We start from the raw sequence: 23,639 nt of genomic DNA, 5'->3' as shown, positions 1-23,639 counted from the left end.
CGCAGAGGGTCACCATGAAGAAAGACATCCATCCCGAGTACCGCGAAGTCGTTTTCCAAGACATCTCGACGGACTTTTCCTTCCTGACCCGCTCCACGGTCCAGACCGACGAGACCATCACCTGGCAGGACGGCAACGAGTACCCGCTGGTCAAGATCGAGGTCTCCAGCCGGAGCCATCCGTTCTTCACCGGCAAGCAGCGTGTGGTCCATTCTGGTGGGCAGGTCGACCGCTTCCGCAAGCGCTTCGGCATGACCCGGGGCAGCTCCAGCCAGTAACCCCCGGACTGCGCCGAGCGCGGTTATCCAGGGCAGCAGCGGAGGGGCATCATGACGTCGAAAACCGTCACCGTCACCGACAACACCACCGGCCACAGTGTCGAGATGCCCATCCGCGAGGGAACGCACGGGCCGGCCGTCGTCGATATCCAGAACCTGTACAAAGAGTTTGGATACTTCACCTACGATGCCGGCTTCACCTCGACGGCGAGCTGTCGCAGCGACATCACGTTCATCGACGGCGAGAACGGGGTGCTCCTCTACCGCGGCTACCCCATTGAGGATCTGGCCGAGAACAGCAACTTCCTCGAGGTCTCCTACCTGCTGCTCCACGGTGAGCTGCCCACCAAGGATGAGCTGGACCAGTTCAACCGGGCGGTGACCGAGCACGCCATGATCAACGAGTCGTTGAAGGACTTCTTCGACGGCTTCCACTACAACGCGCACCCCATGGCCATGCTCACCGGCGTGGTGGCATCGCTGTCGGCCTTCTACCACGACGCCATCAAGCTCGGGGACCCGCGCAACCGGATGCTCACCTGCCACCGCGTGCTGGCCAAGATGCCCACCATCGCCGCCGCGGCCTACAAGCACATGGCGGGCGAGCCCTTCGTCTACCCGCTCAACCGGCTCTACTACACCGAGAACCTGCTCAACATGCTGTTCTCGCGCCCCACGGAGCCGTACGAGATCAATCCGATCCACGCGCGGGCGCTGGATCAGCTGCTGATCCTCCACGCTGATCACGAGCAGAACGCGTCGACCTCCACGGTCCGCCTGGCCAGCTCCACCGGCACCAACCCGTTCGCCTCCATCGCCTGCGGCTGCGCCGCCCTGTGGGGCCCCGCCCACGGTGGCGCCAACGAGGCGGTGCTGAACATGCTCCACGAGATCGGCGACATCAGCCAGGTGCCGAAGTACATCGAAAAGGCCAAGGACAAGGATGACCCGTTCCGCCTGATGGGCTTCGGGCACCGGGTCTACAAGAATTTCGACCCGCGGGCGCGGATCATCCGCAAGACCTGCCACGAGGTCCTCAACGACCTGGGCATCGAGAACGACCCGCAGCTCGAGCTGGCTATGGAGCTTGAGGAGCGGGCACTGCAGGACGACTACTTCGTCGAGCGCAAGCTCTACCCGAACGTGGATTTCTACTCGGGCATCATCTATCGGGCTCTGAGCATCCCCACCGACTTCTTTACGGTGATGTTCGCCCTCGGCCGGACGCCGGGCTGGCTGGCCCAGTGGAACGAGATGGTCGCCGATCCGGAGCAGCGCATCGGGCGACCGCGACAGCTCTACACCGGCGCAGCGCGGCGAGATTACGTCCCCATCGATCAGCGCCGGAAGGATTGAGCTCGACCCCCGTTGCCCCGCCACCGGCGGCAACGGGCGGCCCCCCGCCCCCTTACTCCTCGCCCACCACCGCCTCGAGCAGCGCGGTCACCTCAGCAACGCCGGCGCGCTCCATCGCCCCGCCGTGGACCTCGCTGCGGGGCGGCTCGCGCAGGCCGGCCTCCGAGAAAACGGTCAGCTCCACCTCGGTATCTCCGGCCAGGAAGCGGAACATCGGCTGGATGGACCACCCGTCGCGGCCGAAGCGCAGGCGCCGCTCATCGGACTCGAAGGGGATGCGCCGGTCCATGAGGAACATCAGAACCGTCTCGGGGGTATCGGCGAAGACGTGCAGCTGCACCGGCGACTCGGCGTCGGCGGTTCCGGCGAGCACCGGCCCCACCAGCCGCGGGCGGAAGTCGGCGAAGAAATCCATCGCCTCCAGGGCACGCCGGCGCAGATGGCGCAGCGCGGCCTCGTGCTCCTCGCCACCGAAGACGGCGTGGTACTCCAGCAGCGCCTCCTGGATCTCCTGATTACCGGGGAGGTTACGGGTGTCGCTGGCGCCCAGGCGCTCCGCCGCTTTGCGCTTGGCGGCGTAGTAATCACGTACGCCGTCCTCGGCCATCAGCCGCGCTGCCTCGCGTATCAGGCTCAGCCGCATGCGCTGATCGCGCTGGTGGTTGGCACTTCTGCGTCCCATGGCTTCCCCCCTGCTCCGGCCGTCTGCTGGTGCCATCCGCCTAGAAGAGCTGCCGCTCCGAATGCTCGCCGTCGCGTTGCCGGCGATCGCGGTCCTCGCGGACCGGAACGGTCTCCTCGCGGAAGGTCTCGAAAATTGCCTCTGGGTTCTCGGAGCTCGTCGCGCGCCCGGACTCCGGATCGATGCGCACCGTGACCAGACCGTCCGGGCGCGGAACGGAGCGCTCCTCGACCCCGTCGAGGGCTACCGACATGAACCGCGCCCAAATCGGCAGCGCGGCCGTGGCGCCGGTCTCGCCCCGGCCCAGGCTGCGCTGGTCGTCGAAGCCGATCCACGCCGTGGCCACTAGGTCCTGGTTGTAGCCCACGAACCAGGCATCGCGCAGGTCGTTGGTGGTGCCGGTCTTGCCGGCCAGATCCTCGCGGTCGAGCACCCGCCGGGCCCCTCGGCCGGTACCGCGCTCCACCACATCGGAGAGCATGTCGCTGATCAGCCATGCGTTGTCTTCGGGCAGGACACGCTCGGCCTGCGGCGGCAAATCGAACAGGCCGATGCGTTCGCCCGGGACCGAGGCCATGGGCAAGTCGTCGCGACACAGCTCGCACGCCTCCGGGAAATCCGGCCGGAAGACCACCTCGCCGGCGCCGTCCTCGACGCGCTCGATGACATTGGGGATGACGCGGTACCCGCCGTTGGCAAAGGCCGCAAAGGCACTGGAGATCTGCAGCGGGGTGGCGCTGTTGCTGCCCAGGGCCAGGGAGAGATCCCGCGGCAGGCTCTCCGCCGGGAAGCCGATGCGGGCGGCGTGAGCGATGGTCGGGTCGATGCCGACGTCGCGCAGCACCCGGATCGAGACCAGGTTGCGGGAGAAGACCAGCGCCTCGCGCAGCCGGGTGGGGCCGTAGAAACGGCCCGAGTAGTTGCCCGGCCGCCAGTAGCTCTCTAGGGCATCGTCCCGGAAGACCACCGGCGCATCGTTGACCAGGGTGGCCGGCGTGTAGCCGTTCTCGAGGGCCGCCGAGTAGATGAACGGCTTGAACACCGAACCGGTCTGCCGCCGCGCCTGCACCGCCCGGTTGAAGGAACTGAGCCGGAAGTCGAAGCCGCCGGCAAGCGCCCGCACCCGGCCATCCATCGGGTCCTGGGCCACCAGCGCGCCGGAGACATCGGGGACGGCGCTGAGGGCACCGCGCCCCTCGCCCCGCGGCGCGACACGCACGATATCGCCGACCTCCACCACGTCGCCCGCCTCCTCCGGGGCGGGACCGCGCCGGTTGGCATCCCGGTAGGGGCGCGCCCACTCCATGGTCTCGAAGTCGACCTGTAGCACGCGCCCGCCACGCGGCCAGACCCACGCCGCCTCGGGCTCCACGGCGAGCACCACGGCCGCCTGCAGGCCTCCGAAGGGCGGGTGGGCGGTCAGTGCCTCCTCCATGGCCGCCGGATCGCCAACCAGCTCCGCTTCAACGCTGCCCTCCGGCCCCCGGTAGCCGTGGCGCCGGTCGTAATCGCGGAGGCCGCTGCGCAGGGCCCGGTTGGCGGCGTCCTGACGGTCCTTCTCGATAGTGGTGTAGACCGTGTAGCCACCGGTGTAGGCCTCCTCGGGCCCGTAGCGCTCGGTCATGGTCCGGCGCACCATCTCACCGACGTAGCGAGCGTCCACGCGGCTGCGCGGGGCGTGCAAATCGGCGGTGATCGGCGCAGCCATGGCCTCCTGATAGCGCTCCGGGCTGATAAAGCCCTCATTGAGCATCCGGCCGAGAACGTAGGCACGCCGCTGAAGCGCCCGCTGCGGATTGCGGATGGGGTTGGCTACCGAGGGCGCCTTCGGCAGGCCGGCGATCATCGCCATCTGGGCCAGATCGAGCTCGTCGGGGTCCTTGCCGTAGTAGACCTGCGCGGCCGCCGCCACGCCGTAGGCGCGATGGCCCAGGTAGATCTTGTTGAGGTAGAGCTCGAGGATCTCCTCCTTGGACAACGTGCGCTCGATCTGCAGCGCCAGGAGGATCTCGTTGACCTTGCGCAGGATGGTCACCTCGCGCGAAAGGAAGAAGTTCCGCGCGAGCTGCATGGTGATGGTGGAACCACCGGGCCCGAAGGAACGCTCGCGGACCACGTGACCGACCGCACGCGCAAGGCCCTGGTAGTCCACCCCGGGGTGTTCGTAGAAGCGGTCGTCCTCGGCGGCGATGAACGCCAGCAGCAGATCGGTGGGGAGATCGTCGATATCCTCCGGCTGGCGCCGCTGCTCGCCGTACTCGGCGATGAGCTCACCCTCGGCGCTGACGACACGCAGCGGCTGCTGGAAGCGCACGTCGCGCAGCGACTCGGCATCCGGCAGCTGCGGGGCGAGCACGAACACGGCGTAGGACACGGCCGCCGCGGCCAGGACAGCGCCGACACCGACCAGGGCGACGGTGGTGTAGAGAAGTGTACGCAGGAATCGCTTCATGGGGACCGGGCGCATGCGCCTTGGCAAACTCTGCAGGCAGTATACTGACCACCTCTTGAACGGGCGAGTTCCCGCCTTATAGTGGGGGGACGCTCTTCGCCGCGCACCAGGGACCGGTGGCGGCGGCTCGGGAACCAGCGTCTCAGGGAGGAGACGGGATGCCCCTGCCCAGCACCGCGACGCTCGGCGTCGCCGTGGCCGGACGAACCGTGCACGTCTGCCTGCGGCGCCGTAGCCACTACGCCTACACCGCGGAACCCGTCCGTGGCACGGGCGCGGAGGGCCGACGGGAGGCGTTGCGCGCGGCCTGCCGCCGGCTCGACGCTGGCCGGCCGCGGGTCGCGATGGCCGTGCCCGAGAGCCGCGTGCAGCGCCATCGGCTCCGCCTGCCCGACGGGCTGCGCCGTTCCGAGCACCGCGCCGTGCTGCGCCTGCACGTCCGCCGCGCCCTGCCTGCACCGGCCTCCGCCTGGCGTTACTGCCTCGGCGACGAGCGCCGGCGGCCGCGCCTGCTCGCCGCTCGACACACCGACCTGAACGCCGCCCGCGCGCTGCTGCACGAGTCTGGCCTGCGGCCGGTGGCGCTGCTCACCAGCCGCGATGCCCTGGCCCGGGCAACCGGGACGCCACCGGCCCCGTTGCCAGACACCCCGGCAGCCCGACTGACCCGGGCCCTGGCCGAGGCGGCCCGCTGCCCGGGGCCGGACAACCTGCTCCACGCGCGGGACCCGAACGCCCGCGACAACGGGCACGCCCTGCGCACCGCCGCCGGCGCTGCGCTGGCCGCCGGCCTGGCGGGGGTGGCGGCCCACGCCCACTGGGGCAGCACGCTCGTCCCCGGAGCCGGCGACCGCGCCGACACCGCCGTGGAGCCGCCCACCGCCGACCACGGGCGGGATCCGCAGCCGCCGGAGGAACGAGAGAGCCCTGCCGCGGATCCGGCCCCACCCGATCCACCCCCCGACCCCGCAGACGCACGCCGGCGCGCGGCCCCCGGGTGGCTCGACACGCTGGCCGGCGCACTGCCCGAGCGCGCCCGCCTGACGGCTGTCGAGTTCGGCAACACGCTGCGCGTCGACGCCCTGGCCGCCGCCCCCGAGTGCGCCGAACGCTACCTGGCGGCGCTGCAGGAGGCGGGCTTCGAGGACATCGAGCTGGAGCAGATGCGCCGCACCGACAACGGCCGGCGCTCGCTCTCCCTGCGCGCCGAGCCGCGGCCTCCGGACCCGGCCCCCGACGCGGCGCCCGGGACACCCCTGCGCGAGCAGCTCGGCGCACTGAGCCGGAGCCTGGAGGCACGGGATCTGATCCTCGAGGACCTGCGACGGGACCCAGCGGGCGGTGACGGTCGGGTCGTCGCGCAGCTGCGTATCTCCGGCGATTACGCGGCGCTCCGCGACTGGCTCGCCGACGAGGCCGCGGCCCCGCGGCAGCGCGGCCTCGATCACCTGCGTCTGCGCGCCGCCGAACCACCACGGCTCGAGGCCGAGGTGACCCTGGTCCTGCACCCGCCGAAGGACGAGCCATGAGACGCCGACTGCTCCCCGCGGTCACGGCCGTGCTGCTGGCTGCCCCCACCGGCACGCACGCCGGGCCGCCCGACCCGTTCCACGGCCCGCTCGACGGGGACGGCGACACCGGCGCCGAGGCCTCCCTGCGCACTCTGCCCCTGGTTCACGCCGACGCCGGAAAGCTGGCCGAGCTGTTGCGCGAGGAGACCGGTGTGCTCTCCCAGTCCGGCCATGCCAGCGTCGACGAGCGCACCAACACACTGATCCTGCACGATACCCCGGAGCACCTCGACGAGGCCGAGCGGCTCATCGACAAACTGGACCGGGCCAACCGCCAGGTGATGATCGAGGCGCGCATCGTCCTTGCCTCGGGCGAGTACGCGCGGGAACTCGGCAGCCGCCTGGGCCTTTCGAGCCAACGCGGCGACGGCCACTTCGCCTTCGACACCCTACCCGGCAGTGAGGGAGCCGCCCTGGGCGACGGGCTACTCGCCGACCTGCCTCCGGTGGGCGAAGGCGCGCGCCTGAGCGTCTCCGTAGGCGAGGTGGGCGAGCGCCTGCTGCAGCTTGAACTCTCGGCGATGGAGGCCGAGGGCCACGGGCGCGTGGTCTCGAGCCCGCGGGTCCTGACCACCGAAAGGCAGACGGCGCGCATCGAGCAGGGCGTCCAGATCCCCTACCAGGAGACGGCCGAATCCGGCGCCACCGCGGTCGCTTTCGAGGACGCCTCCCTGTCGCTGACCGCCACTCCGCAGGTGACCGACGGGGATGCGGTGAACCTCGGCCTGCGCGTGACCAAGGACGCCGTCGGGCAGATCTACGAGGGCGTGCCGAGCATCGACACCCAGGCCGTCGCCACCCGCCTGCGCGTGCAGGCCGGCGAGACCATCGTCCTCGGCGGCGTGCGTGAGCACGAGCAGCGCGAGCGGCGTCAAGCGGTGCCGTGGCTCGGCGACCTGCCACTGGTCGGCTGGCTGTTCCGCCAGCGCCGATCGGAGCAGAGCCACCACGAGCTGCTGGTCTTCGTGACGCCGCGCCTGGTCGAGGAGGGGGCGCCACCGGGGGCGGCCGTTGACGAAACCGGCCCCCGCCCCCACATTGACCGCCCCAGCCGAGCAATCGAGGACGACCGGTGAGCCTGCACGCCACCCCGCCACGCCCCTGCGCCGTCACCGAGAGCGCCAGCCGCGGTCGCCAGTATGCGGAACCCCACCCCGGGCACCGCAGCGAGTTCCAGCGCGATCGCGACCGCATCATCCACTGCGGCGCTTTCCGGCGCCTGGAGTACAAGACGCAGGTCTTCGTCAACCACGTCGGCGATCTCTACCGCACCCGGCTGACCCACACCCTGGAGGTAGGCCAGATCGCCCGCACCAGCGCCCAAGCCCTCGGCCTGAACATCGACCTGGTCGAGGCCATCGCCCTCGCCCACGACCTGGGTCACACCCCGTTCGGCCACGCCGGCCAGGACGCCCTGGCCGAGCGCATGGAGGGGCTCGGCGGCTTCGAGCACAACATCCAGTCCCTGCGCGTGGTCGACGACCTGGAGAAGCGCTATGCAAAGTTCGACGGGCTCAACCTGACCTTCGAGACCCGTGAGGGCCTGCTCAAGCGCTGCCCGGTGGAGCGCGCCCGACAGCTCGGCCCGGTGGCCGAGCGCTTCCTCGACGGCGGCCAGCCAACGCTGGAGGCGCAGCTGGTCAACGTCTGCGACGGCGTCGCCTACAACAGCCACGACGTGGACGACGGCTTGCGCTCGGGGCTGATCAGCGTCGCCGAGTGCCGCGAGACAACCCTGCTCGGCCCGCTGTTCGCTGAGGTCGAGGCGGCCTACCCCAATCTGGATGAGCGACGCACCATCTACGAGGTGGTCCGGCGCATGATCAACGTCCAGGTCGAGGATCTCATCCGCGAGTCCGCGGCACGCATCGAGGCCGCCGATCCCGCCGACGTCGAAGCGGTACGCCGGCACCCGGGGCCGCTGATCGGCTTCAGCGCGGACATGGCCCGGCGGCACCAGGACCTGAAGGACTTCCTGTTCCGCCGCCTCTACCGCCACTTCCGCGTGGCGCGCATGGTGCGCAAGAGCCAGGTGGTGGTGCAGGGGCTGTTCGACGTCTTCCTCGACGACCCGCAGCTGATGCCGGATCAGCCCCGCGATGCGGCCCACGCCGGCGAGGCCCGCCACGGCATGCCAGGGCGGGCACGGGCCGTGGCCGACTACATCGCCGGGATGACCGACCGGTTCGCCATCGAGGAGTACCGCCGGCTGTTCCGCCCCGAGGAGCTGACCTAGGCTGCGGCGGGCTCAGCCCGCCCGGACCGCCTCGGCCAGTGTGGCCGTCAGCGCCTCGGCGGCGAACTCGCTGGTCACCACGGCGTCGCCAACGCCGCGCAGGAGCACCAGGCGCAGCCGACCAGCGCGATTCTTCTTGTCCACGCTCATCAGCTCGCGGAAGCGCTCCTCGGGGATCGCCGGCGGCTGCGTGGGCAGTCCAAAGGCCTCGAGTAGGGCGGTGGTGCGCTCCAGCCCGTCGCGCGACAGCCAGCCCAGGCGCACCGACATGCGTGCCGCCATGACCATCCCCACCGCCACGGCCTCGCCGTGGAGCCAGGTGCTGTAGTCGGTCTCTGTCTCGATGGCGTGGCCGAAGGTGTGGCCCAGGTTGAGCAGGGCGCGCTCACCGGCCTCGCGCTCGTCGGCAGCAACCACCTCAGCCTTATTGCGGCAGGACTCGGCCACGGCGTGAGCCAGGGCCTCGGGATCGCGCCGGCGCAGGGCATCGACACTGCCCTCGAGCCAGTCGAAGAAGGCGGGATCGCGGATCAGGCCGTACTTGACCACCTCGGCCAGACCGGCGTTGTACTCGCGCTCCGGGAGCGTGGCGAGAACGCCGGTATCGGCGATCACCGCGCGGGGCTGGTGGAAGGCGCCAATCATGTTCTTGCCGCGCGGGTGGTTGACGCCGGTCTTGCCTCCCACCGAGGAGTCGACCTGAGCCAGCAGGGTGGTGGGCACCTGGATGTAGCCCACGCCGCGCTGATAGGTGGCGGCGCAGAAGCCGGCCAGATCGCCGATGACCCCGCCGCCAAGGGCGACCACCGTGGCCGAGCGGTCGAAGCGGCCCTCGATCAGGGCGTCGAAGACCTGCTCACAGGTCTGCAGGGTCTTGTAGCGCTCACCATCGCGCAGGGTGACCGACTGCACCTCGACCCCCGGCGCGGCCAGGCGCCCGGCGTACAGCGGGGCTACGGTCTCGTTGCTGACCAGCAGCGCCCGATCCGCCACCAGGTGACGGGCCAGCAGCCCCCCCTCCAGGATCCCGTCACCGATATAGATCGGGTAGCTGCGTTCCCCGAGCTCGACCCATTGTGTCCGCATGACCGCTCCTGCTGCCTGTCTGCTATCGTTCGTCGGTGCCGACGCTCAGGAGGCCTGCCCCTGCAACGCCTCGATGATCCGCCGCGCCACGCTCCGCGCCCTGCCACCGGTCGTCTCCACCACCACGTCGGCCACTTCCCGGTAGAGGGGGTCACGCTCGGCGAGCAGGGCCTGCAGCCGCGCCTCGGGGTCGTCGCTCTGGAGCAGCGGCCGGTTGGCGTCATGGCGGGTGCGCTGCAGCTGCACCGAGACCGGGGTGTACAGGTAGACCACCACGCCGCGCGCGCCGAGCAGGTCGCGGTTGGCCGGCGTGGTAACCGCGCCGCCGCCGGTGGCCACGACCACTCCGTCCCGGCGGGTCAGTTCGTCGATCACCGTCGCCTCGCGCGCGCGGAAACCGGCCTCGCCCTCGAGGTCGAAGATCCACGGGATGCTCACCCCGGTGCGCGCCTCGATGGCGGCATCGCTGTCGATGAACTCTAGACCCAGCAGGGTGGCCAGCTCGCGCCCCACGGTGCTCTTGCCGGCACCCATGGGGCCAACGAGAAAGACCCGCGACGGTATTCTCCAGTGTGCCATGACGGCACTTTACCACCACCGGTGTGGGCCTCGGTATGGCAGAGTAGGCGGCCATGGACCCGCAACAGACGCGCCAAGGCCCCCAGTACATCCTCTACGATGCTGACCGCTTACCGGCGCCGGACGCCGCGCTCTTCGAACCGGAGGCCCTGGCGCGCGCCGGTCGGCTCAGCGGACGCCCCGGCGGCGGTCGCGGCAGCGCCTGTTTCCTGGAGGTCGGCGGGATCCCGGCCGTGCTGCGGCCCTATCGCCGGGGTGGGCTCCTCGGCCCGTTGCTCGGCGACTGCTATGCCCGGGGCCGGCTCCACGCATCGCGCCCCTGGCGCGAGTGGTGGCTGCTCGCCCGGCTCCACGACGAGGGCTTCCCCGTGCCCGCCCCGCTGGCCGCCCGTGTGCGCATGGCCGGACCGTGCTACCGCGCCGAGATCCTGCTCGAGCGGCTGCCGGCGGCCACCCTCACCGAGACGCTGCGCCACGGACCACTGCCGGCCGAGCGCTGGTGCGCCATCGGCGCCTGCATCGGCCGACTGCACCGGCGCGGCCTGGATCACGCCGACCTCAACGCCCACAACATCCTGCTCACCACCGACGGCACCACCCACGTCATCGATCTGGACCGGGCCCGACTGCGCCCCCGCGCCGGCCGCTGGGCCGAGCGCAACCTCGCCCGACTGCAGCGCAGCCTGGCCAAGATCGCGCGCAACGACGCCGCCGTGGCGCCGGTGCCGGCAAGCCATCTGGCCGCCCTGCGTCAGGGCTGGCACAACGCGCTCGAGGAGTAAGCTCAGCGATGCCCCAAGACCCATCCACACCCCCCCGCTCGATCTGTCTGCTGCGCCTGTCGGCCATCGGCGACTGCAGCCATGTGGCCCCGGTGGTGCACACGCTCCGCGAACACTGGCCGGAGACCGCCATCACCTGGGTCGTCGGCAAGACGGAGTACCGCCTGGTCGGCGACCTGCCGGGGGTGGAGTTCATCGTCGTTGACAAGGGTGACGGGCTCTTTGGCGCCGTGCGCAAGCTGCGCGAGGAGCTGGCGGACCGGCATTTCGACGTGCTGTTACACATGCAGGCGTCGTGGCGGGCCAACCTGCTCTCGACGGCGATCCGGGCCGACACCCGAATCGGTTTCGATCGGCCGCGCGCCCGTAATGGCCAGCGGTGGTTCACCCACCGCCCCATCCCGGGGCCGGCGCGGGTCCACGTCCTGGACGGCTTCTTCCAGTTCCTGCAGGCAGCCGGGCTGGATGCACGCACCCTGCGCTGGGATCTGCCGGTACCCGCCGAGGCCGAGGCGGAGGTGGCCGGCCGGCTGCCCGCCCGCCCCTTCCTGGCGATCAGCCCGTGCAGCTCGATCCGTGCGCGCAACTTCCGCAACTGGTCGGCCACCCAATATGCGGCGGTGGCCGAGTACGCCTCCCAGGAGTACGGCCTGGCGCTGGCGCTGACCGGCGGCCCCACCGCGCTGGAGCGGGAGTACGCCGATGCCATCGCCGCCGCCACCAGCGCGCCGGTGGCCGACCTGGTCGGCCGGACATCGCTGAAGGGGCTGCTGGCCGTCCTGCAGCAGGCCACTGCGTTCGTCGGCCCGGACTCCGGCCCGCTCCACCTGGCCAACGCCAGCGGGGTGCCGGTGGTGGGGCTCTACGCGACCTCGAACCCGCAGCGTACCGGCCCCTACCTGAACCTCGAATACGTCGCCAACCGCTACCCGGAGGCGCTCAAGGCCGAACTCGGCCGGCCGGTGGAATCGGTCCGCTGGGGGCGCCGGGTGCGCAACCCCGAGGCCATGGACTGGATCAGCGTGGCCGACGTGGTCGAACGGCTGGATGCGGCCCTGGCCGACCACGGCGTACCACGCCGGGGCAGCGCGGCGGACGGCTAGCCGCGGCCGCGGATGCGAGCGATCAGCTCCGTGGTCGACGCGCCGGCGAGCAGGGGCAAGACCTCCACGGCACCGCCGGCGGCGACCACGGCGTCGTGGCCGGCGATCTGCTCAGGCCGGTAGTCCCCGCCCTTGACCAGCAGATCCGGCAGCACGACCTCGATCAGCCGCGCCGGGGTGTCCTCGCTGAACGGCACCACCCAGTCCACCGCATCCAGGCCGGCGAGCACCGCCATGCGCTGCTCCAGCGGAGTGACCGGCCGCTCCGCCCCCTTGAGCCGCGCCACCGACGCGTCGTCGTTGACGGCCACCACCAGCCGCTCGCCCCGCCGGCGGGCCCGCTGCAGGTAGTCGACGTGGCCGGCGTGCAGCAGATCGAAGCAGCCGTTGGTCATCACAATGCGCTCTCCAGCCGCCCGGGCCTGCCGGACGGCGGCGAGCAGACCTGGCTCGTCGACCACACCGGCGCCCGCTGCTTGGCCGCCCGCGCCGCCCATCGCGGCCTCCAGCTCCGCCGGAGTGACCGTGGCCGTGCCCAGCTTGCCCACCACCACGCCGGCGGCCAGGTTGGCCAGGGCGGCGGCATCGGCGAGGTCCACCCCGGCACCCAGCGCGGCGGCCAGGGTCGCGATCACGGTATCGCCGGCGCCGGTGACATCGAAGACCTCCCGCGCCCGGGTCGGCAGGTGCACCGGAGCGCCCTCCCGCGGAGCCAGGGTCATCCCCGCCTCGCCCCGGGTGACCAACAGCGCCTCGAGCTCCAGCTCTGCCGCCACCATCGCCGCGCGCCGGGCGATCTCGTCGCCGTCCGCGCAGGGCCCAACCACCGCCTCGAATTCCGCCAGGTTGGGCGTGAGCAGAGTGGCGCCGCGGTAACGACGGTAATCCGCCCCCTTGGGATCGACCAGCACCGGCCGCCCAGCGCGGCGGGCGGCGTCGATCAACCCGGCCGGATCGGGCAGGGCCCCCTTGGCGTAATCCGAGAGCACCACCACCGCGGTGTCGGTCAGCACCGGCTCAAGCAGCGCCAGCATGGCGGCGCGATCAAAGCCGGGGAAACCGCGCTCGAAGTCGAGACGGATCAGCTGCTGATGGCGGCTGATCACGCGCAACTTGGTGATGGTGTCGGCGCCGGGAATGCGGTGGAAGCGCTGGCCGACGCCGGCGGCCTCGAGCAACTGCGCCAACCGGTCGGCGGCCTCGTCGCTGCCGGTGGGGCCGATCACTTGCGCCGCGCCGCCGAGGGCGGCCACGTTGAGCGCCACGTTGGCCGCACCGCCCGGGCGCTCCTCGGCGTCATCGACCCGCACCACGGGCACCGGCGCTTCCGGCGAGATGCGCTGGGTGGCCCCGTGCCAGTAGCGGTCGAGCATCAGGTCGCCGGCGACGACGACCCGGACATCGCGGAAGCCGGGCAGCGGGAGATTCATGGGCGAGCGGGCATCCTGTCGAAGAACGGGTCGGGGATTATAGCCGCGGCGCCGGAGCCGACAGAAGCCGGCGCGACGAGGTGGCAGCCGTGGCGCGTGTCCGTATCATGGGGTCTCAGCCACCCTGACCGGAGGGCCCGCGGATGTTCCAGGCACCCGAGCCAACCGCCGAACTGACCCTGTCCACGCCGGCACTGCTCTTCCCCGCCATCTCGCTGCTCCTGCTCGCCTACACCAACCGCTTCATGGGGCTGGCCTCGCTGATCCGCGACCTGGAATCCAAGTACCGCTCCACCCACGACGTGTGCCTGCGCACCCAGATCGAGAACCTGCGCAAGCGCGTGCTGCTCATCCGCAACATGCAGGTCGCCGGAGTGGCCAGCCTGTTCTTCTGCGTCCTGTGCATGCTGGTCCTGTTCGCCGGATCGATGCTGCTAGGCAAGGTGCTCTTCACCATCAGTCTGATCCTGATGCTCGCCTCGCTGGGGCTGTCCCTGCGCGAGCTGCAGATCTCGGTGGGGGCCCTGCACGTGCAGCTGCGGGACCTGGAGAACCGTCACGACGAGGAAGGGCGTTGACCGTCCGCCGAGTGCGGGATCAATCGCCGACCGAGTGGTAGGCCGGGATGGCCTCCTGCTGGATGAACAGCACGGCGCGGCGGTGGCGGCTGGCCGGTGCCTCAAGGTGGGCGTGGTACTCCGAGTACAAGCGGCCGGCCGGGTGGTGGTGGAGCTCGGCGCCGATCACGAAGGCCAGCGCCCGGCGCCAGGCCACGGCGTGATCCGCCTCGCCGGCTGCGTCGAGCACCGACAGGGCGTGCCCGACCGTGCGCAGCGTGGCACCGGGGGCGCGCTCGACCACGGCCTCGTGGATCAGGTTCACCACCAGGCTCTCGCGCGCGTCGCTGGCGGCGGGGCTGGCGTGGAGGAGCGTGCCCGCCCACCCCTGGGGGACCATCGCCGGACCCATGCCCCGGGCCAGGTCGCGCAGATAGGCTTCGTGGGCCTCGGGGAAGTCGGCCACAGCGCCGATCAGCCAGACGCCGAGCAGATCACCGAGCAGCTCGGGGCCCGTTCCCGCGCCAGCGATCCTGCGCGCGTGCAGGGCCGCGCACGCCGCCCCTAGGGCCGCGGTGGCGTTCTCGTGGTGGAGGAACGGCGTGCCGGCCCGGTCCAGGCCCCGCTCGATGAGCAGCACCGGGGCCTCGAAGCGGTCCTGCTCGAGCAGGCCAAGCAGGGTGGCCAGGGCCACCGGCGGCTCCTCGTGGACCAGGTCCACCACCGGCACCGCCTCGCGGGAGCGCGGCGCGCCGATGCGCACCGCCTCGCGGTAGCCGGTTTCGCCGGCCCACGCCCAGAGCTGGGTACGGAGCAGCTGGATGCGATTCGGGGGCGGTGTCTCTTGACTCACGAGGCAGACCCGGGTGGACTGTAGGCAATAGCCTACGTGGTGCCTGCCTCGGTTACAATCGGCATCACGATCAGCAGCCAAGCGGGAGAGCATGGTGCCGGATCCCCAGACCCACGATCGCACAGACCTGGTACAGCCGAACGCGGCGAACCGCTATGAGGTCACCGCCCGGGACCTGCCGGTCTGCTGCCCGCTGCCCGGCATGTACCTGTGGAACTCCCATCCGCGGGTCTACCTGCCCGTCCACGAGACCGGCAGCATGATCTGCCCCTATTGCGGTGCCACTTACGTCCTCAAGGATGACGACCGGCTCGCCGTCGAGATCGGCGGTCAGCGGGAGTGGAAATAACCCCTACGGCCCGGCGGCCGGTCGGCGCGGATCAGGGCGGAGTGCACACCATGCAGGCGGAAGATCTCGTCGAGGACTTCGGGCGTTCGGACGCCTGGTATCTCGTCTACAGCAAGCCTAGGCAGGAGGAGCGGGCCTGGTGGAACCTGGATCACCAGGGCTATCGCTGCTTCCTGCCCATGGCGCGGTTCCGGCGTCGGCGCCAGCGGCGGTATCAGACCGTCGTCGAGCCGATGTTCCCGCGCTACCTGTTCATCCGTCTGGCCGCAGGGGTCGAGGACTGGAGCCCGATCCGCTCGACCACCGGCGTGAACGGGCTGGTGCGCTTCGGCACCTGGCCGGCCCGCGTGCCGGACGGGCTGGTGGAAACCATCCGGCAGCGCATCGAGGACGGCCACTGCGACCTGGCCCCCGAGCCCCTGCAGCCCGGCGAGCGGGTGCGCGTGCTCGACGGCCCATTCCAGTCCTACGAGGGGATCTTCCGTGCCTCGCGCAGCGAGGAGCGGGTCATGATCCTTCTCGACGTGGCCGGGCAGCACACCACGCTGACCGTCTCCCAGCACCAGGTCGAGCGCGCCTGAGCCGTCCGGAGCCGCGTCAGCGTTCCGCGGCGCGGATCTCCCCGCGGATCCGCCCCCAGGCGATCCCCAGGTACTCGTGGAAGGCGCGCTCGGTCATGTGCAGCGCGTGTACCGAGGGACGCAACCCGTGGCCCGGATGGGCCTCCGCGCCGGGCTCCCGTTCGCGCACACGGTGGCGCGTCGGGGCGGGGATCGGCTTGAGCCCCTGCCCCCGGAACAGGCCCATGGCCCGCGGCATGTGCGAGGCCTCGGTGACCAGGATGATCGACCCGGCCTCATCGCCGAGCCGCTCGGCCATCGCCCGGGCCTCTTCGGCGGTATTGCGGGGCTCGGCCAGGCGCTCGACAGCGCCGGCGTCGAGGCCAACCTCGCCCATCAGACGGTGGAGCACCGCCGAGTTGGGGGTATCGCCGCGCACCGCACCGCCGGTCAGCCAGAGGGTGCTCTGCGGAAAGTGGCGCTGGAGGCGCACTCCTTCGAGGACCCGGGTAACGCCGTCGGCGTTGGCCTGCGCGGTGGCCGGCAGCTGCGGATCGAGCCGGTGGCCGTGGCCGAGGACGACGATGTCGGTCACCGGCGCCTCCTCGCCCTCGGCGATCCCGGCCGGATCAAGCAGCGCCGGGTAGCGCTGCTCCAGCGGGGCGAGCAAACGGCTGGCGGTCGGTTCCCAGCTGGCTAGATAGAGCGCCGCCACGGTGACGATCAGCACCCCCCGACCCCAGCGCCAGTAGCGGGTGAAGAGCAGGACCAGGCCGACGATGCCGGCCAGCACCAGGAGGCTCAGGGGCATCAGGACCGCCCCGGCGAGCTTGCTGATCACGAACACGAGTCACCCCTCCCTGTCCTCTACACCGGGACTCAGACCATCTCTACCGGGTCCACATCCAGCGACCAGCGGACCTGGCGGGCCCCTTCCAGGCTGCCGAGCCCGCCGCTCCAACTCACCAGAAAACGCTGCAGATCGACCCGCCGCTCGGCGCGGATCATCAACTGCGCCCGGTGCCGACCCTCGCGCCGCTCCATGGGCGCCGGCACCGGGCCGAGCAGCTCCACCCCGCCGTCCGCACCGACCCGGCTTCGACCATACTGGGCCGCCGACTCAAGGAAAAGGTACGGTGCGTCGGCATTCACCGACTCGGCACGCAAAAGAGCCAGCGCGGCGTAAGGCGGCAGGCCGGCGGCGTGGCGCTCGGCCAGGTGGGCCTCGGCGAAGGCGGGATAGCCCCGCTCGAGCAGAACCCGCAGCAGCGGATGCTCCGGATGACGGGTCTGCAGCAGCACCTCGCCGGGCTGATCGCCGCGCCCGGCGCGGCCGGCCACCTGCACCACAAGCTGCGCCAACCGCTCGGTGGCCCGGAAGTCTGCGCCGAACAGCCCCTGATCCACATCGATCACCGCCACCAGGGTCACCGCCGGCAGGTGGTGCCCCTTGGCCAGCATCTGCGTACCGATCAGCAACTGGGCGTCGCCCCGGTGAGCGGCCGCAAGATGGGCCTCGAGCTCGCCGCGGCGCCGGGTGGTGTCGCGGTCGATGCGCAGCTGCCCCACGCCGGGGAAGAGCTCCGTGAGCGCCTCCTCAAGGCGCTCGGTTCCGGGCCCCAGCGGGCGCAGATCCGCCGCACCGCAATCCGGGCAGGCCGCCGGCAGGCGCGCGCTGTATCCGCAGTGGTGGCAGCGCAGCTGGCCGCGGCTGCGGTGGTAGGTCAGCCGCGCATCACAGCGGTGGCATTCGGCCACCCAGCCGCAGGCGTGGCAGGTAAGCACCGGGGCGTAGCCGCGCCGGTTGAGGAACAGCAGCGCCTGCGAGCCAGCGTCCAGGTGCCGGCGCAACGCCTCCTGCAGCGGTGCGGAAATCCCTCCAACCAGACGGCGGCTGCGGATATCGACCAGCTGCACACTCGGGGCACGGGCCTCGCCCGCCCGATGCGGCAGGCGCAGGTGGGTGTAGCGACCGGCCCGCGCATTGTGCAGAGACTCCAACGAGGGCGTAGCCGAGCCGAGCACGACCGGCACATCCAGGGTGCGGGCCCGCAGAACCGCCAGGTCCCGCGCCGAGTAGCGGAACCCCTCCTGCTGTGCCAACGAGGGGTCGTGCTCCTCGTCGACGACGATCAGCCCCGGACGCGGGAGCGGCGTGAAGATGGCCGAGCGGGTGCCGAGGATCACCGCCGCGTCGCCGTCCCGGGCGGCCAGCCAGGCCTCGGCGCGGTCGGCGCCGGACAGCCCGGAGTGGAGCACCACCACCGAGCCGCGCAGGCGCTCGCGCAGACGCTCAAGGAACTGCGGGGCGAGTCCGATCTCGGGGACCAGGATCAGCACCTGCCGCCCCGAGGCCAGCGCCCGGGCTGCGGCCTGCAGATAGACCTCGGTCTTACCGCTGCCGGTCACCCCCTCGAGCAGGAAGGCGGCGTACCCCTCGGTATCCAGGATCGCGGCCAGGGCGCGCTGCTGATCGGCGTCAAGCTCTGGCCCCGGGCGGGGCGCCGGCACCGTCTCGGCCCCGCGCTCGGCCGGGTGGTACTCGCGATGGAGCAGGCCGGCCCGCTCCATGAGGCGCCCGGCCCGCTGCCAGGCAGGCTGCTCCGCCACCAGCGTGGCACAGGGCGCGGCACCGCCGGCCTCCACCAGGCGGCGACGCAGCTCCGCCTGGCGCGGGGCCCGGCGCACCGGGGCATCATCCTCACGCAGCCGCTCGTCCAGGCGCCAACAGGCCACCGCCCGCCGTGCCGGGCGGCCCTGGCGCAGCGGGCCCGGCAGCCCGGTGGCCAGGGCTGTGCCCAGCGGGTAGCGGTAGTAGCGCGCCGCCCAGGTGAGCGTCTCCAGCAGTTCGGCGTCGAGCAGCGGCCGCTCATCCACCCAGGCGGTGGCGGCACGCAGCCTCGCTGCCGGCACCTCGGAGCCCCGGCACACCTCCACGACGATGCCCACGGCGCGACTGCGGCCGAGCGGCACCTCGACCCGACAGCCGACGGGGTCATCCGGCCAGGCGCCGGACGGCGGGCGGTAATCCAGCGCCTCCTGCAGCGGGCGGGGCACCGCCACCCGCAGAACCGGCGGCAACCCCGCTGCACAGGGGTGACCGGCGTCCGGGCGCGCGCTAGAGTCGTCAGCCATGGAGCCGGAGACCGCCATCGCCGAGCTGCAGGCCGCCATCGAGCCCATCCTCCACGCCCATCCCGAGGGCGTGACCGAGATGACCCTGATGGACCGGCTCGCCGCCGACGGGCATCCGCTGTTCACGCGCGAGGGGCGCGGCGAGCCGGCGGCGCTCTACCGCGCCCACTTCCTGCTCTTCCACGCCCTCTACCGATTGCGCCCGGCACTGGCCGAGGCCGGCCTGGGGTTGGAGATCCACTGCCTGTGCATCCGGCTGCACCGGCTGCCCGGGCGCGCTGCGGCCGAGCGCGCGCTGATCGGCGCCGACCCGTTGGCCGCCTTCTACCTCGACCCGGGCAACCTGGAGGGCATGGACAACGCCGCGGTGGAGCGGCTGATCGCCGACGGCCTGTGCCGGGCCCTGGGCGCGGGCGACCGGGCGGCGGACCTCGCCGAGCTGGGCCTCGCCCCGGGAGCCCCGCCGGCGGAGATCCGGCGCCGCTACAGGCGCCTGGCCATGCGTCACCATCCGGACCGGGGCGGCGATACCGCGACCCTGCAGCGGATCAACGACGCCTACCAGCGCCTGATGGCCCGCTGAGACGCACCGCGGCGCCCGGTCCATGGGATCAGCCCCGCGCCGCCGGCCGCAGCCGGCCGCGCCCGCCGTCCGGCACCATGCGCCCGAAGTACAGGAAGCCCAGGGCCAGCCACGCGGTGGTGACCACGGCCGCGAGGATCAGCACCGGGACCGGCCCGAACTGGTAGATCAGCGGCACCGACGCCGCGGTGAACAGCCCCCCGCCGACGATGGGCTCGAAGAGCAGCTGCTTGTAGCCGAAGCTCTCCAGGGCGCCGGAACGGTTGTTGGGGTCGGCCATGCGCATGAGCAGCACGCCGGTAACCGTCACGCCCATGGACTGACCGAAGTCACCCACACCACGCTCGAACCAGTCGAAGGGGATGACGCGTGGAGCGATCACCACCAGCACGAACAACGACCAGGCGATGCCCGTTGCGGCCAACAGCAGGAAGGGCACCAGATGCTCGCCTAGGGCGGTCAGCGACAGGGTGGCCAGGGCGGCGACAATGGTGAAGTCCAGCGCCGTGCCGGAGATCCGCGACATGCTCCGCTCCGACACATATTCGGCATAGCCGGAGCGGATGATGAACACCTGCAGCAGCACGCCGCCGAGCATGGCCATCGGGAACAACGGCACGTGCTGGAGGATCTCCACCCCGCTGTCACGCGCCCAGGTGACCGCCTCGAGCCACTGCAGCGCCGAGAGCATCCCCCAGCCCAGCACCACGGCCAGGGCGACCAGGCCCAGGTGGACGGTGAGCGGATCAGTGGTCTGGCTCTCCTGCTGGCGGTCGCGGCGCAGGAGGTGGAGTTCACGGTCGCTGAAGCGCTCCTGGGCGCTACCGGGCCCCTGGGCATTCTCCGGGTGATCGATGATCCCCCGACGCACCGCCAGGTTGATCAGGATGGTGCCGACCACGACGCCGCCGACCAGGCCTACGGTGGCCAGCCCTAGGGCCAGATCGGCCCCGGCGGGGAAGCCGAGATCCTCGAAGGTACCGGCCATGCCGGCGGCCGTGCCGTGGCCGCCCTCGAAGCCGATCTCGATCAGCGCCCCGGCCATCGGACTCAGGCCGAAGACCGGCGTCAGCACCAGCAAAGCCAGCAGGATGCCCACCACGTACTGCCCCCACGCCATGGTCTGCCCGACCACGACCTGGGGGCCGGCGCGCAGCCAGATCTCGCGCAGCCCCGGCAGCGGCTTGCCGAGAAAGAGGGCGGCGAAGACGACGCTGATCAACAATCCGGGGATGGCCGACCAGGTGTCGTAGACGTAGTCCGGGAACAGCCCCGCGCCGTCCTCGAAGGGGCTGCCGATGAACCGGCCCAGCACCTCCGGGCCGAGCAGCAGCGCCACGGCACCGGCGATGATCGACGCCGGCAGGAACAGCCGCCGCGCCCACAGCGTGTAGGCGCGCAGGACCGAGCTGGCCAGTACCAGCAGGCAGAGCACCAAGATGGCGATCAGGATCTCGGCAACAGCCATGGTCACTCACCCCCAATGAACACGAGGCGCATCGTACTGGCGCTTCGGCCTTCGGGGCCAGAGGGCGTCGCCTCAGGTGCCGACGGCGAACTGCTCCATGGCCCAGCCGACGCGCGCCTCGGCGGTGGCGTGCCGGCTTTCCAGGGCCTCAATGGCCCCCAGGCGCGGCAGCAACCCGCAGCCGTTGGCGATCTGCACCGACAGGCCGGGGCGGGCGTTGAGTTCCAGCAGCTGCGGGCCCCGATCCCGGTCCAGAACCAGATCAGCCCCCAGGTAACCGAGGCCGCTCATCTCTTGGCACCGCGCGGCAAGCTCCAGCAGCGAGCGCCAATCGGGGATGTCGATGTCGTCGAGCGTCACCCCGGTGTCCGGGTGCTGGTAGACGCGCTGGTCGTACTGCACCGCGTGGGCACACCGGCCGGTAGCGATGTCCAGGCCAACGCCCACCGCCCCCTGGTGGAGGTTGGCCTTGCCCTGGGAGTCCTTGGTGGACAGGCGCAGCATGGCCATCACCGGATAGCCGAGGAAGACCAGGACGCGGATATCCGGGATGCCCTCGTAGGAGAGGGCCTCGAACCGGGGATCGAGGCGGATGCGATCCTCGAACACCGCGGTATCCGGCATGCCAGCCAGCGAGTGCAGCCCGGCCAGCGTGTTGGAGACGTGGCGCTGCAGATCCTCGAGCGAGAGCTCACGCTCGCCGCCGGTCAGGAAGCGGTCGCCGCGGCGCCCGGTCACCACCAGGATCCCCTTGCCGCCCGCCCCCTTGGCCGGCTTGATGACGAACTCGTCTACCCCCTGCAGGCGCCCGGCCAGATCGCGGACCTCGTGCTGGTGACGGATGGTGAAGCGCAGCGACGGGGTGCCGACCCCATGCTCCTCGGCCAGCAGCTTGGTGCGCAGCTTGTCGTCGACCAGCGGGTACAGCCGCCGGTCGTTGTATTGGCCGATGTAGTGGACATTGCGCCGGTTCATCCCGAGGATCCCCGCCTGCCGCAGGCGCCGGGCCGTGCGCCAGTGGCGGAGGATCATCCCGAGGCCTCCCGGAAGGCGCTGAAGCGCTTGAGCTCGACCAGCCGGTAGCCGGTGTACTGCCCCATGAGCATGATCAGCGCGACCACCACCAGATTCAGTTCGGGGAAGTTGAAGGTCAGGTGCTCGGCCAGCGGGCGGCTCATGAGCAGGTACGCGGCCAGCGCCACGACCAGACTGCCGGTGCCCTGGGTGAGGACCTCGCGGGCCCCCTCCTCCTCCCAGAGGATGGACATGCGCTCGATGGTCCAGGCGATGATGATGATCGGGAAAAAGGCCAGGGTCATGCCGGTGGCGAACCCGAGCTGATAGCCGAGCAGGCTCATCAGGCCAATCATGAAGACCACGATCACGATCACGGTGGCGATCCGGGCCACCAGCAGCAGGTTGAGCCGCGATAGGTAGCCGCGCAGCAGCAGGCCCAGGGCGACGATGCCCACGAAGCTGATCAGCCCGGCGACCAGCTCTGTCTGCAGGAAGGCCAGGGCGATGAGCACCGGCATGAACGTCCCCGAGGTACGGATGCCGACGATGATGCGCAGGAAGACGGTCACCAGCGCGCCCAGCGGGAGCAGCAGGAGCAGCTTGAAGGCGGTCTGCTGCTCGATGGGCAGCTGATGCACGCTGAGCACGCTCATCACGCCACCCCCCTCCTCCATCCGCGCCAGCTGCTCGGCCGGCACGTTCTGGCGGTTCATGGAGAAGGCCACGCGCGCATTCTGCCCGCCGAAGAGATCGATGAGCGAGGCCCCGCCCCGGTGCCAGAGCAGCACATCGTCGTCGATGCCCTGCTGCCCGGTCACCGGGTTGAAGGGTAGCCAGTGGTCGTCGACGAAGATCTCCACCATCTGCACCGGCGTCTGGTTGCGCCGCCCGTCCTCCAACTCCAGGGCCAGCGAGGTGCGCGCCGGGACGCCGGCGTGGTGGAGCAGCCGCTCGATGACCACGGCGCGATCGTAGTTGTCGAGGAGCAGGTCAGCGGCACCGTCCCGGCCGGTCCCGAAGGCGTAGATCAGCTGGCGCGCCAGACTCTGCGGACTGGCGGAGGTCTCCTGGGCACGCTCGAGGATCTGCTCCGCGGCGGTCTCCTCCGCACCGGACCAGGTCGGCGAGGCCGGTTCACCCGGTGCCTGGTCCACCGTCCGGTCGCGGTGGTCTGAGCCATCCGGGGTGGCGTGGACCTTGTAGTAGAGGGTCTGATCGCCCTCGGCCTCGGCGATGGTCCACTCGCCGCGGACCACGCCGTCCTGTTCGACGGTGGAGAAGCCGTAACCGGGGGAGGCGGTGTGCTCGAGCGAGAGTTCGAACCCCGGTGGACGGTCGGGGACGTTGAAACTGACCAGCACGGAGTCGCCCTGGGCCTCGAAGTCGATCCGCGCCTCGACCAGCCAGACCGGCTTCTGGGCACCGGGCAGGAACGGCACGCCGGTGTCGATGTAGCGCCACGCCGCGGTAGCGGTCCCGACAACGATCAGCAGCGCCACCAGCGCGAAGAAGAGCCTCCGGGCCGTCATGGTCGCTCCCCCGGCCCCCTCACGCAGTGGCGG

General features: G+C 71.1%; 22 protein-coding genes. 11 read left to right on the top strand and 11 right to left on the bottom strand.

Translation table 11 applies throughout. From position 1 onward, the window contains the following. The first annotated feature begins 14 nt into the window (after nt 1-14). Together LRA98_RS08270 and LRA98_RS08265 are read left to right on the top strand one after the other, a co-directional pair. On the top strand, nt 15-278 hold the full coding sequence (locus LRA98_RS08270) for a type B 50S ribosomal protein L31 (RefSeq protein ID WP_201243097.1): 264 nt from the start codon (nt 15-17) through the stop codon (nt 276-278). 51 nt (nt 279-329) lie between these two features. Beyond that, nucleotides 330-1,634 carry a citrate synthase gene (locus tag LRA98_RS08265; protein WP_201173135.1) on the top strand — a complete coding sequence of 435 codons (1,305 nt, stop codon included), beginning with the start codon at nt 330-332 and terminating at the stop codon, nt 1,632-1,634. Between the two features lie 52 nt (nt 1,635-1,686). Here LRA98_RS08265 and LRA98_RS08260 read toward each other — a convergent pair whose 3' ends face one another. Both LRA98_RS08260 and LRA98_RS08255 read right to left on the bottom strand, forming a co-directional pair. Beyond that, nucleotides 1,687-2,316 (bottom strand): hypothetical protein, encoded by a 630-nt coding sequence (locus tag LRA98_RS08260; RefSeq protein ID WP_201173137.1) that lies wholly within the window; start codon nt 2,314-2,316, stop codon nt 1,687-1,689. Between the two features lie 40 nt (nt 2,317-2,356). Next, nucleotides 2,357-4,768: a penicillin-binding protein 1A gene (locus LRA98_RS08255; protein WP_238633248.1), complete on the bottom strand. Its 2,412-nt coding sequence runs from the start codon at nt 4,766-4,768 to the stop codon at nt 2,357-2,359. Between the two features lie 158 nt (nt 4,769-4,926). On the opposite strand from LRA98_RS08255, the gene LRA98_RS08250 reads away from it, so the two are divergent. The 3 genes from LRA98_RS08250 to LRA98_RS08240 are packed head-to-tail and all read left to right on the top strand — an operon-like array spanning nt 4,927 to nt 8,575. Continuing rightward, nucleotides 4,927-6,297: a hypothetical protein gene (locus tag LRA98_RS08250; RefSeq protein WP_238633249.1), complete on the top strand. Its 1,371-nt coding sequence runs from the start codon at nt 4,927-4,929 to the stop codon at nt 6,295-6,297. Beyond that, the gene (locus tag LRA98_RS08245) at nt 6,294-7,415 is read left to right on the top strand and encodes a secretin N-terminal domain-containing protein (RefSeq protein WP_238633250.1); all 1,122 of its coding nucleotides are present in this window, start codon (nt 6,294-6,296) and stop codon (nt 7,413-7,415) included. The genes LRA98_RS08250 and LRA98_RS08245 overlap by 4 nt, the downstream gene beginning before the upstream one ends. Further along, a complete protein-coding gene (locus LRA98_RS08240; protein ID WP_201173146.1) occupies nt 7,412-8,575 on the top strand; it encodes a deoxyguanosinetriphosphate triphosphohydrolase in 1,164 nt (387 codons plus the stop codon). The genes LRA98_RS08245 and LRA98_RS08240 overlap by 4 nt, the downstream gene beginning before the upstream one ends. Nucleotides 8,576-8,587: 12 nt before the next feature. Here LRA98_RS08240 and aroB read toward each other — a convergent pair whose 3' ends face one another. Further along, nucleotides 8,588-9,661 carry a 3-dehydroquinate synthase gene (gene aroB / locus LRA98_RS08235; protein ID WP_238633251.1) on the bottom strand — a complete coding sequence of 358 codons (1,074 nt, stop codon included), beginning with the start codon at nt 9,659-9,661 and terminating at the stop codon, nt 8,588-8,590. Nucleotides 9,662-9,706: 45 nt separating this feature from the next. After that, complete coding sequence (gene aroK / locus LRA98_RS08230; RefSeq protein WP_238633252.1) at nt 9,707-10,240, bottom strand: shikimate kinase AroK; 534 nt, start codon at nt 10,238-10,240, stop codon at nt 9,707-9,709. A 53-nt stretch (nt 10,241-10,293) separates the two neighbouring features. On the opposite strand from aroK, the gene LRA98_RS08225 reads away from it, so the two are divergent. Next, nucleotides 10,294-11,022 (top strand): 3-deoxy-D-manno-octulosonic acid kinase, encoded by a 729-nt coding sequence (locus tag LRA98_RS08225; protein ID WP_238633253.1) that lies wholly within the window; start codon nt 10,294-10,296, stop codon nt 11,020-11,022. An 8-nt stretch (nt 11,023-11,030) separates the two neighbouring features. Beyond that, nucleotides 11,031-12,125: a glycosyltransferase family 9 protein gene (locus LRA98_RS08220; protein WP_238633254.1), complete on the top strand. Its 1,095-nt coding sequence runs from the start codon at nt 11,031-11,033 to the stop codon at nt 12,123-12,125. Here the strand turns inward: LRA98_RS08220 and hldE are convergent. Next, the gene (gene hldE, locus LRA98_RS08215) at nt 12,122-13,555 is read right to left on the bottom strand and encodes a bifunctional D-glycero-beta-D-manno-heptose-7-phosphate kinase/D-glycero-beta-D-manno-heptose 1-phosphate adenylyltransferase HldE (protein ID WP_238633255.1); all 1,434 of its coding nucleotides are present in this window, start codon (nt 13,553-13,555) and stop codon (nt 12,122-12,124) included. The genes LRA98_RS08220 and hldE overlap by 4 nt on opposite strands. 143 nt (nt 13,556-13,698) lie before the next feature. On the opposite strand from hldE, the gene LRA98_RS08210 reads away from it, so the two are divergent. After that, the gene (locus LRA98_RS08210; protein WP_201173155.1) at nt 13,699-14,133 is read left to right on the top strand and encodes a DUF2721 domain-containing protein; all 435 of its coding nucleotides are present in this window, start codon (nt 13,699-13,701) and stop codon (nt 14,131-14,133) included. Between the two features lie 19 nt (nt 14,134-14,152). Here LRA98_RS08210 and LRA98_RS08205 read toward each other — a convergent pair whose 3' ends face one another. Further along, a complete protein-coding gene (locus LRA98_RS08205; protein ID WP_201173156.1) occupies nt 14,153-14,965 on the bottom strand; it encodes a hypothetical protein in 813 nt (270 codons plus the stop codon). A gap of 91 nt (nt 14,966-15,056) precedes the next feature. Between LRA98_RS08205 and LRA98_RS08200 the strand changes: the two genes are divergently transcribed. Together LRA98_RS08200 and rfaH are read left to right on the top strand one after the other, a co-directional pair. Beyond that, nucleotides 15,057-15,314 carry a zinc-finger domain-containing protein gene (locus LRA98_RS08200; protein ID WP_207189725.1) on the top strand — a complete coding sequence of 86 codons (258 nt, stop codon included), beginning with the start codon at nt 15,057-15,059 and terminating at the stop codon, nt 15,312-15,314. A 50-nt stretch (nt 15,315-15,364) separates the two neighbouring features. Next, complete coding sequence (rfaH, locus tag LRA98_RS08195) at nt 15,365-15,895, top strand: transcription/translation regulatory transformer protein RfaH (RefSeq protein WP_238633256.1); 531 nt, start codon at nt 15,365-15,367, stop codon at nt 15,893-15,895. A 16-nt stretch (nt 15,896-15,911) separates the two neighbouring features. Here rfaH and LRA98_RS08190 read toward each other — a convergent pair whose 3' ends face one another. Together LRA98_RS08190 and LRA98_RS08185 are read right to left on the bottom strand one after the other, a co-directional pair. Further along, nucleotides 15,912-16,721: an ElyC/SanA/YdcF family protein gene (locus LRA98_RS08190; protein ID WP_238633257.1), complete on the bottom strand. Its 810-nt coding sequence runs from the start codon at nt 16,719-16,721 to the stop codon at nt 15,912-15,914. A gap of 32 nt (nt 16,722-16,753) precedes the next feature. Next, nucleotides 16,754-19,048 (bottom strand): primosomal protein N', encoded by a 2,295-nt coding sequence (locus LRA98_RS08185; protein ID WP_238633258.1) that lies wholly within the window; start codon nt 19,046-19,048, stop codon nt 16,754-16,756. Here LRA98_RS08185 and LRA98_RS08180 point away from each other — a divergent pair. Then, the gene (locus tag LRA98_RS08180) at nt 19,008-19,592 is read left to right on the top strand and encodes a DNA-J related domain-containing protein (RefSeq protein ID WP_238633259.1); all 585 of its coding nucleotides are present in this window, start codon (nt 19,008-19,010) and stop codon (nt 19,590-19,592) included. The two genes, LRA98_RS08185 and LRA98_RS08180, sit on opposite strands and share 41 nt — an antisense overlap. 28 nt (nt 19,593-19,620) lie before the next feature. Here the strand turns inward: LRA98_RS08180 and LRA98_RS08175 are convergent, their stop codons facing one another. The 3 genes from LRA98_RS08175 to LRA98_RS08165 all read right to left on the bottom strand — a co-directional run bounded on the left by LRA98_RS08175 (nt 19,621) and on the right by LRA98_RS08165 (nt 23,606). Then, nucleotides 19,621-21,060 (bottom strand): sodium/glutamate symporter, encoded by a 1,440-nt coding sequence (locus tag LRA98_RS08175; RefSeq protein WP_238633260.1) that lies wholly within the window; start codon nt 21,058-21,060, stop codon nt 19,621-19,623. Nucleotides 21,061-21,132: 72 nt separating this feature from the next. Continuing rightward, nucleotides 21,133-22,092 carry an alpha-L-glutamate ligase-like protein gene (locus LRA98_RS08170; protein WP_201173168.1) on the bottom strand — a complete coding sequence of 320 codons (960 nt, stop codon included), beginning with the start codon at nt 22,090-22,092 and terminating at the stop codon, nt 21,133-21,135. Then, nucleotides 22,089-23,606, bottom strand: coding sequence for an inactive transglutaminase family protein (locus LRA98_RS08165; protein ID WP_238633261.1), 1,518 nt, complete (start codon nt 23,604-23,606; stop codon nt 22,089-22,091). The genes LRA98_RS08170 and LRA98_RS08165 overlap by 4 nt, the downstream gene beginning before the upstream one ends. Nucleotides 23,607-23,639 lie beyond the last annotated feature (33 nt).

This window comes from Halorhodospira sp. M38, assembly GCF_022227985.1.
GTDB classification, from domain to species: Bacteria; Pseudomonadota; Gammaproteobacteria; order Nitrococcales; family Halorhodospiraceae; genus Halorhodospira; species Halorhodospira halophila_A.
Note: the sequence above shows the minus strand (reverse complement) of the source record. Positions and strands in the feature narration are given on the sequence as shown.

Bases quoted from the DNA above. Each gene is read 5' to 3' on its own strand.
- LRA98_RS08165 (WP_238633261.1), bottom strand. From the start codon at position 23,606: ATGACGGCCCGGAGGCTCTTCTTCGCGCTGGTGGCGCTGCTGATCGTT.
- LRA98_RS08200 (WP_207189725.1), top strand. From the start codon at position 15,057: ATGGTGCCGGATCCCCAGACCCACGATCGCACAGACCTGGTACAGCCG.
- hldE (WP_238633255.1), bottom strand. From the start codon at position 13,555: ATGAATCTCCCGCTGCCCGGCTTCCGCGATGTCCGGGTCGTCGTCGCC.
- LRA98_RS08245 (WP_238633250.1), top strand. From the start codon at position 6,294: ATGAGACGCCGACTGCTCCCCGCGGTCACGGCCGTGCTGCTGGCTGCC.
- LRA98_RS08175 (WP_238633260.1), bottom strand. From the start codon at position 21,060: ATGGCTGTTGCCGAGATCCTGATCGCCATCTTGGTGCTCTGCCTGCTG.
- LRA98_RS08185 (WP_238633258.1), bottom strand. From the start codon at position 19,048: ATGGCGGCCTGCAGCTCGGCGATGGCGGTCTCCGGCTCCATGGCTGAC.
- LRA98_RS08265 (WP_201173135.1), top strand. From the start codon at position 330: ATGACGTCGAAAACCGTCACCGTCACCGACAACACCACCGGCCACAGT.
- aroB (WP_238633251.1), bottom strand. From the start codon at position 9,661: ATGCGGACACAATGGGTCGAGCTCGGGGAACGCAGCTACCCGATCTAT.
- rfaH (WP_238633256.1), top strand. From the start codon at position 15,365: ATGCAGGCGGAAGATCTCGTCGAGGACTTCGGGCGTTCGGACGCCTGG.
- LRA98_RS08270 (WP_201243097.1), top strand. From the start codon at position 15: ATGAAGAAAGACATCCATCCCGAGTACCGCGAAGTCGTTTTCCAAGAC.
- LRA98_RS08180 (WP_238633259.1), top strand. From the start codon at position 19,008: ATGGAGCCGGAGACCGCCATCGCCGAGCTGCAGGCCGCCATCGAGCCC.
- aroK (WP_238633252.1), bottom strand. From the start codon at position 10,240: ATGGCACACTGGAGAATACCGTCGCGGGTCTTTCTCGTTGGCCCCATG.
- LRA98_RS08260 (WP_201173137.1), bottom strand. From the start codon at position 2,316: ATGGGACGCAGAAGTGCCAACCACCAGCGCGATCAGCGCATGCGGCTG.
- LRA98_RS08170 (WP_201173168.1), bottom strand. From the start codon at position 22,092: ATGATCCTCCGCCACTGGCGCACGGCCCGGCGCCTGCGGCAGGCGGGG.
- LRA98_RS08210 (WP_201173155.1), top strand. From the start codon at position 13,699: ATGTTCCAGGCACCCGAGCCAACCGCCGAACTGACCCTGTCCACGCCG.
- LRA98_RS08255 (WP_238633248.1), bottom strand. From the start codon at position 4,768: ATGAAGCGATTCCTGCGTACACTTCTCTACACCACCGTCGCCCTGGTC.
- LRA98_RS08220 (WP_238633254.1), top strand. From the start codon at position 11,031: ATGCCCCAAGACCCATCCACACCCCCCCGCTCGATCTGTCTGCTGCGC.
- LRA98_RS08225 (WP_238633253.1), top strand. From the start codon at position 10,294: ATGGACCCGCAACAGACGCGCCAAGGCCCCCAGTACATCCTCTACGAT.
- LRA98_RS08250 (WP_238633249.1), top strand. From the start codon at position 4,927: ATGCCCCTGCCCAGCACCGCGACGCTCGGCGTCGCCGTGGCCGGACGA.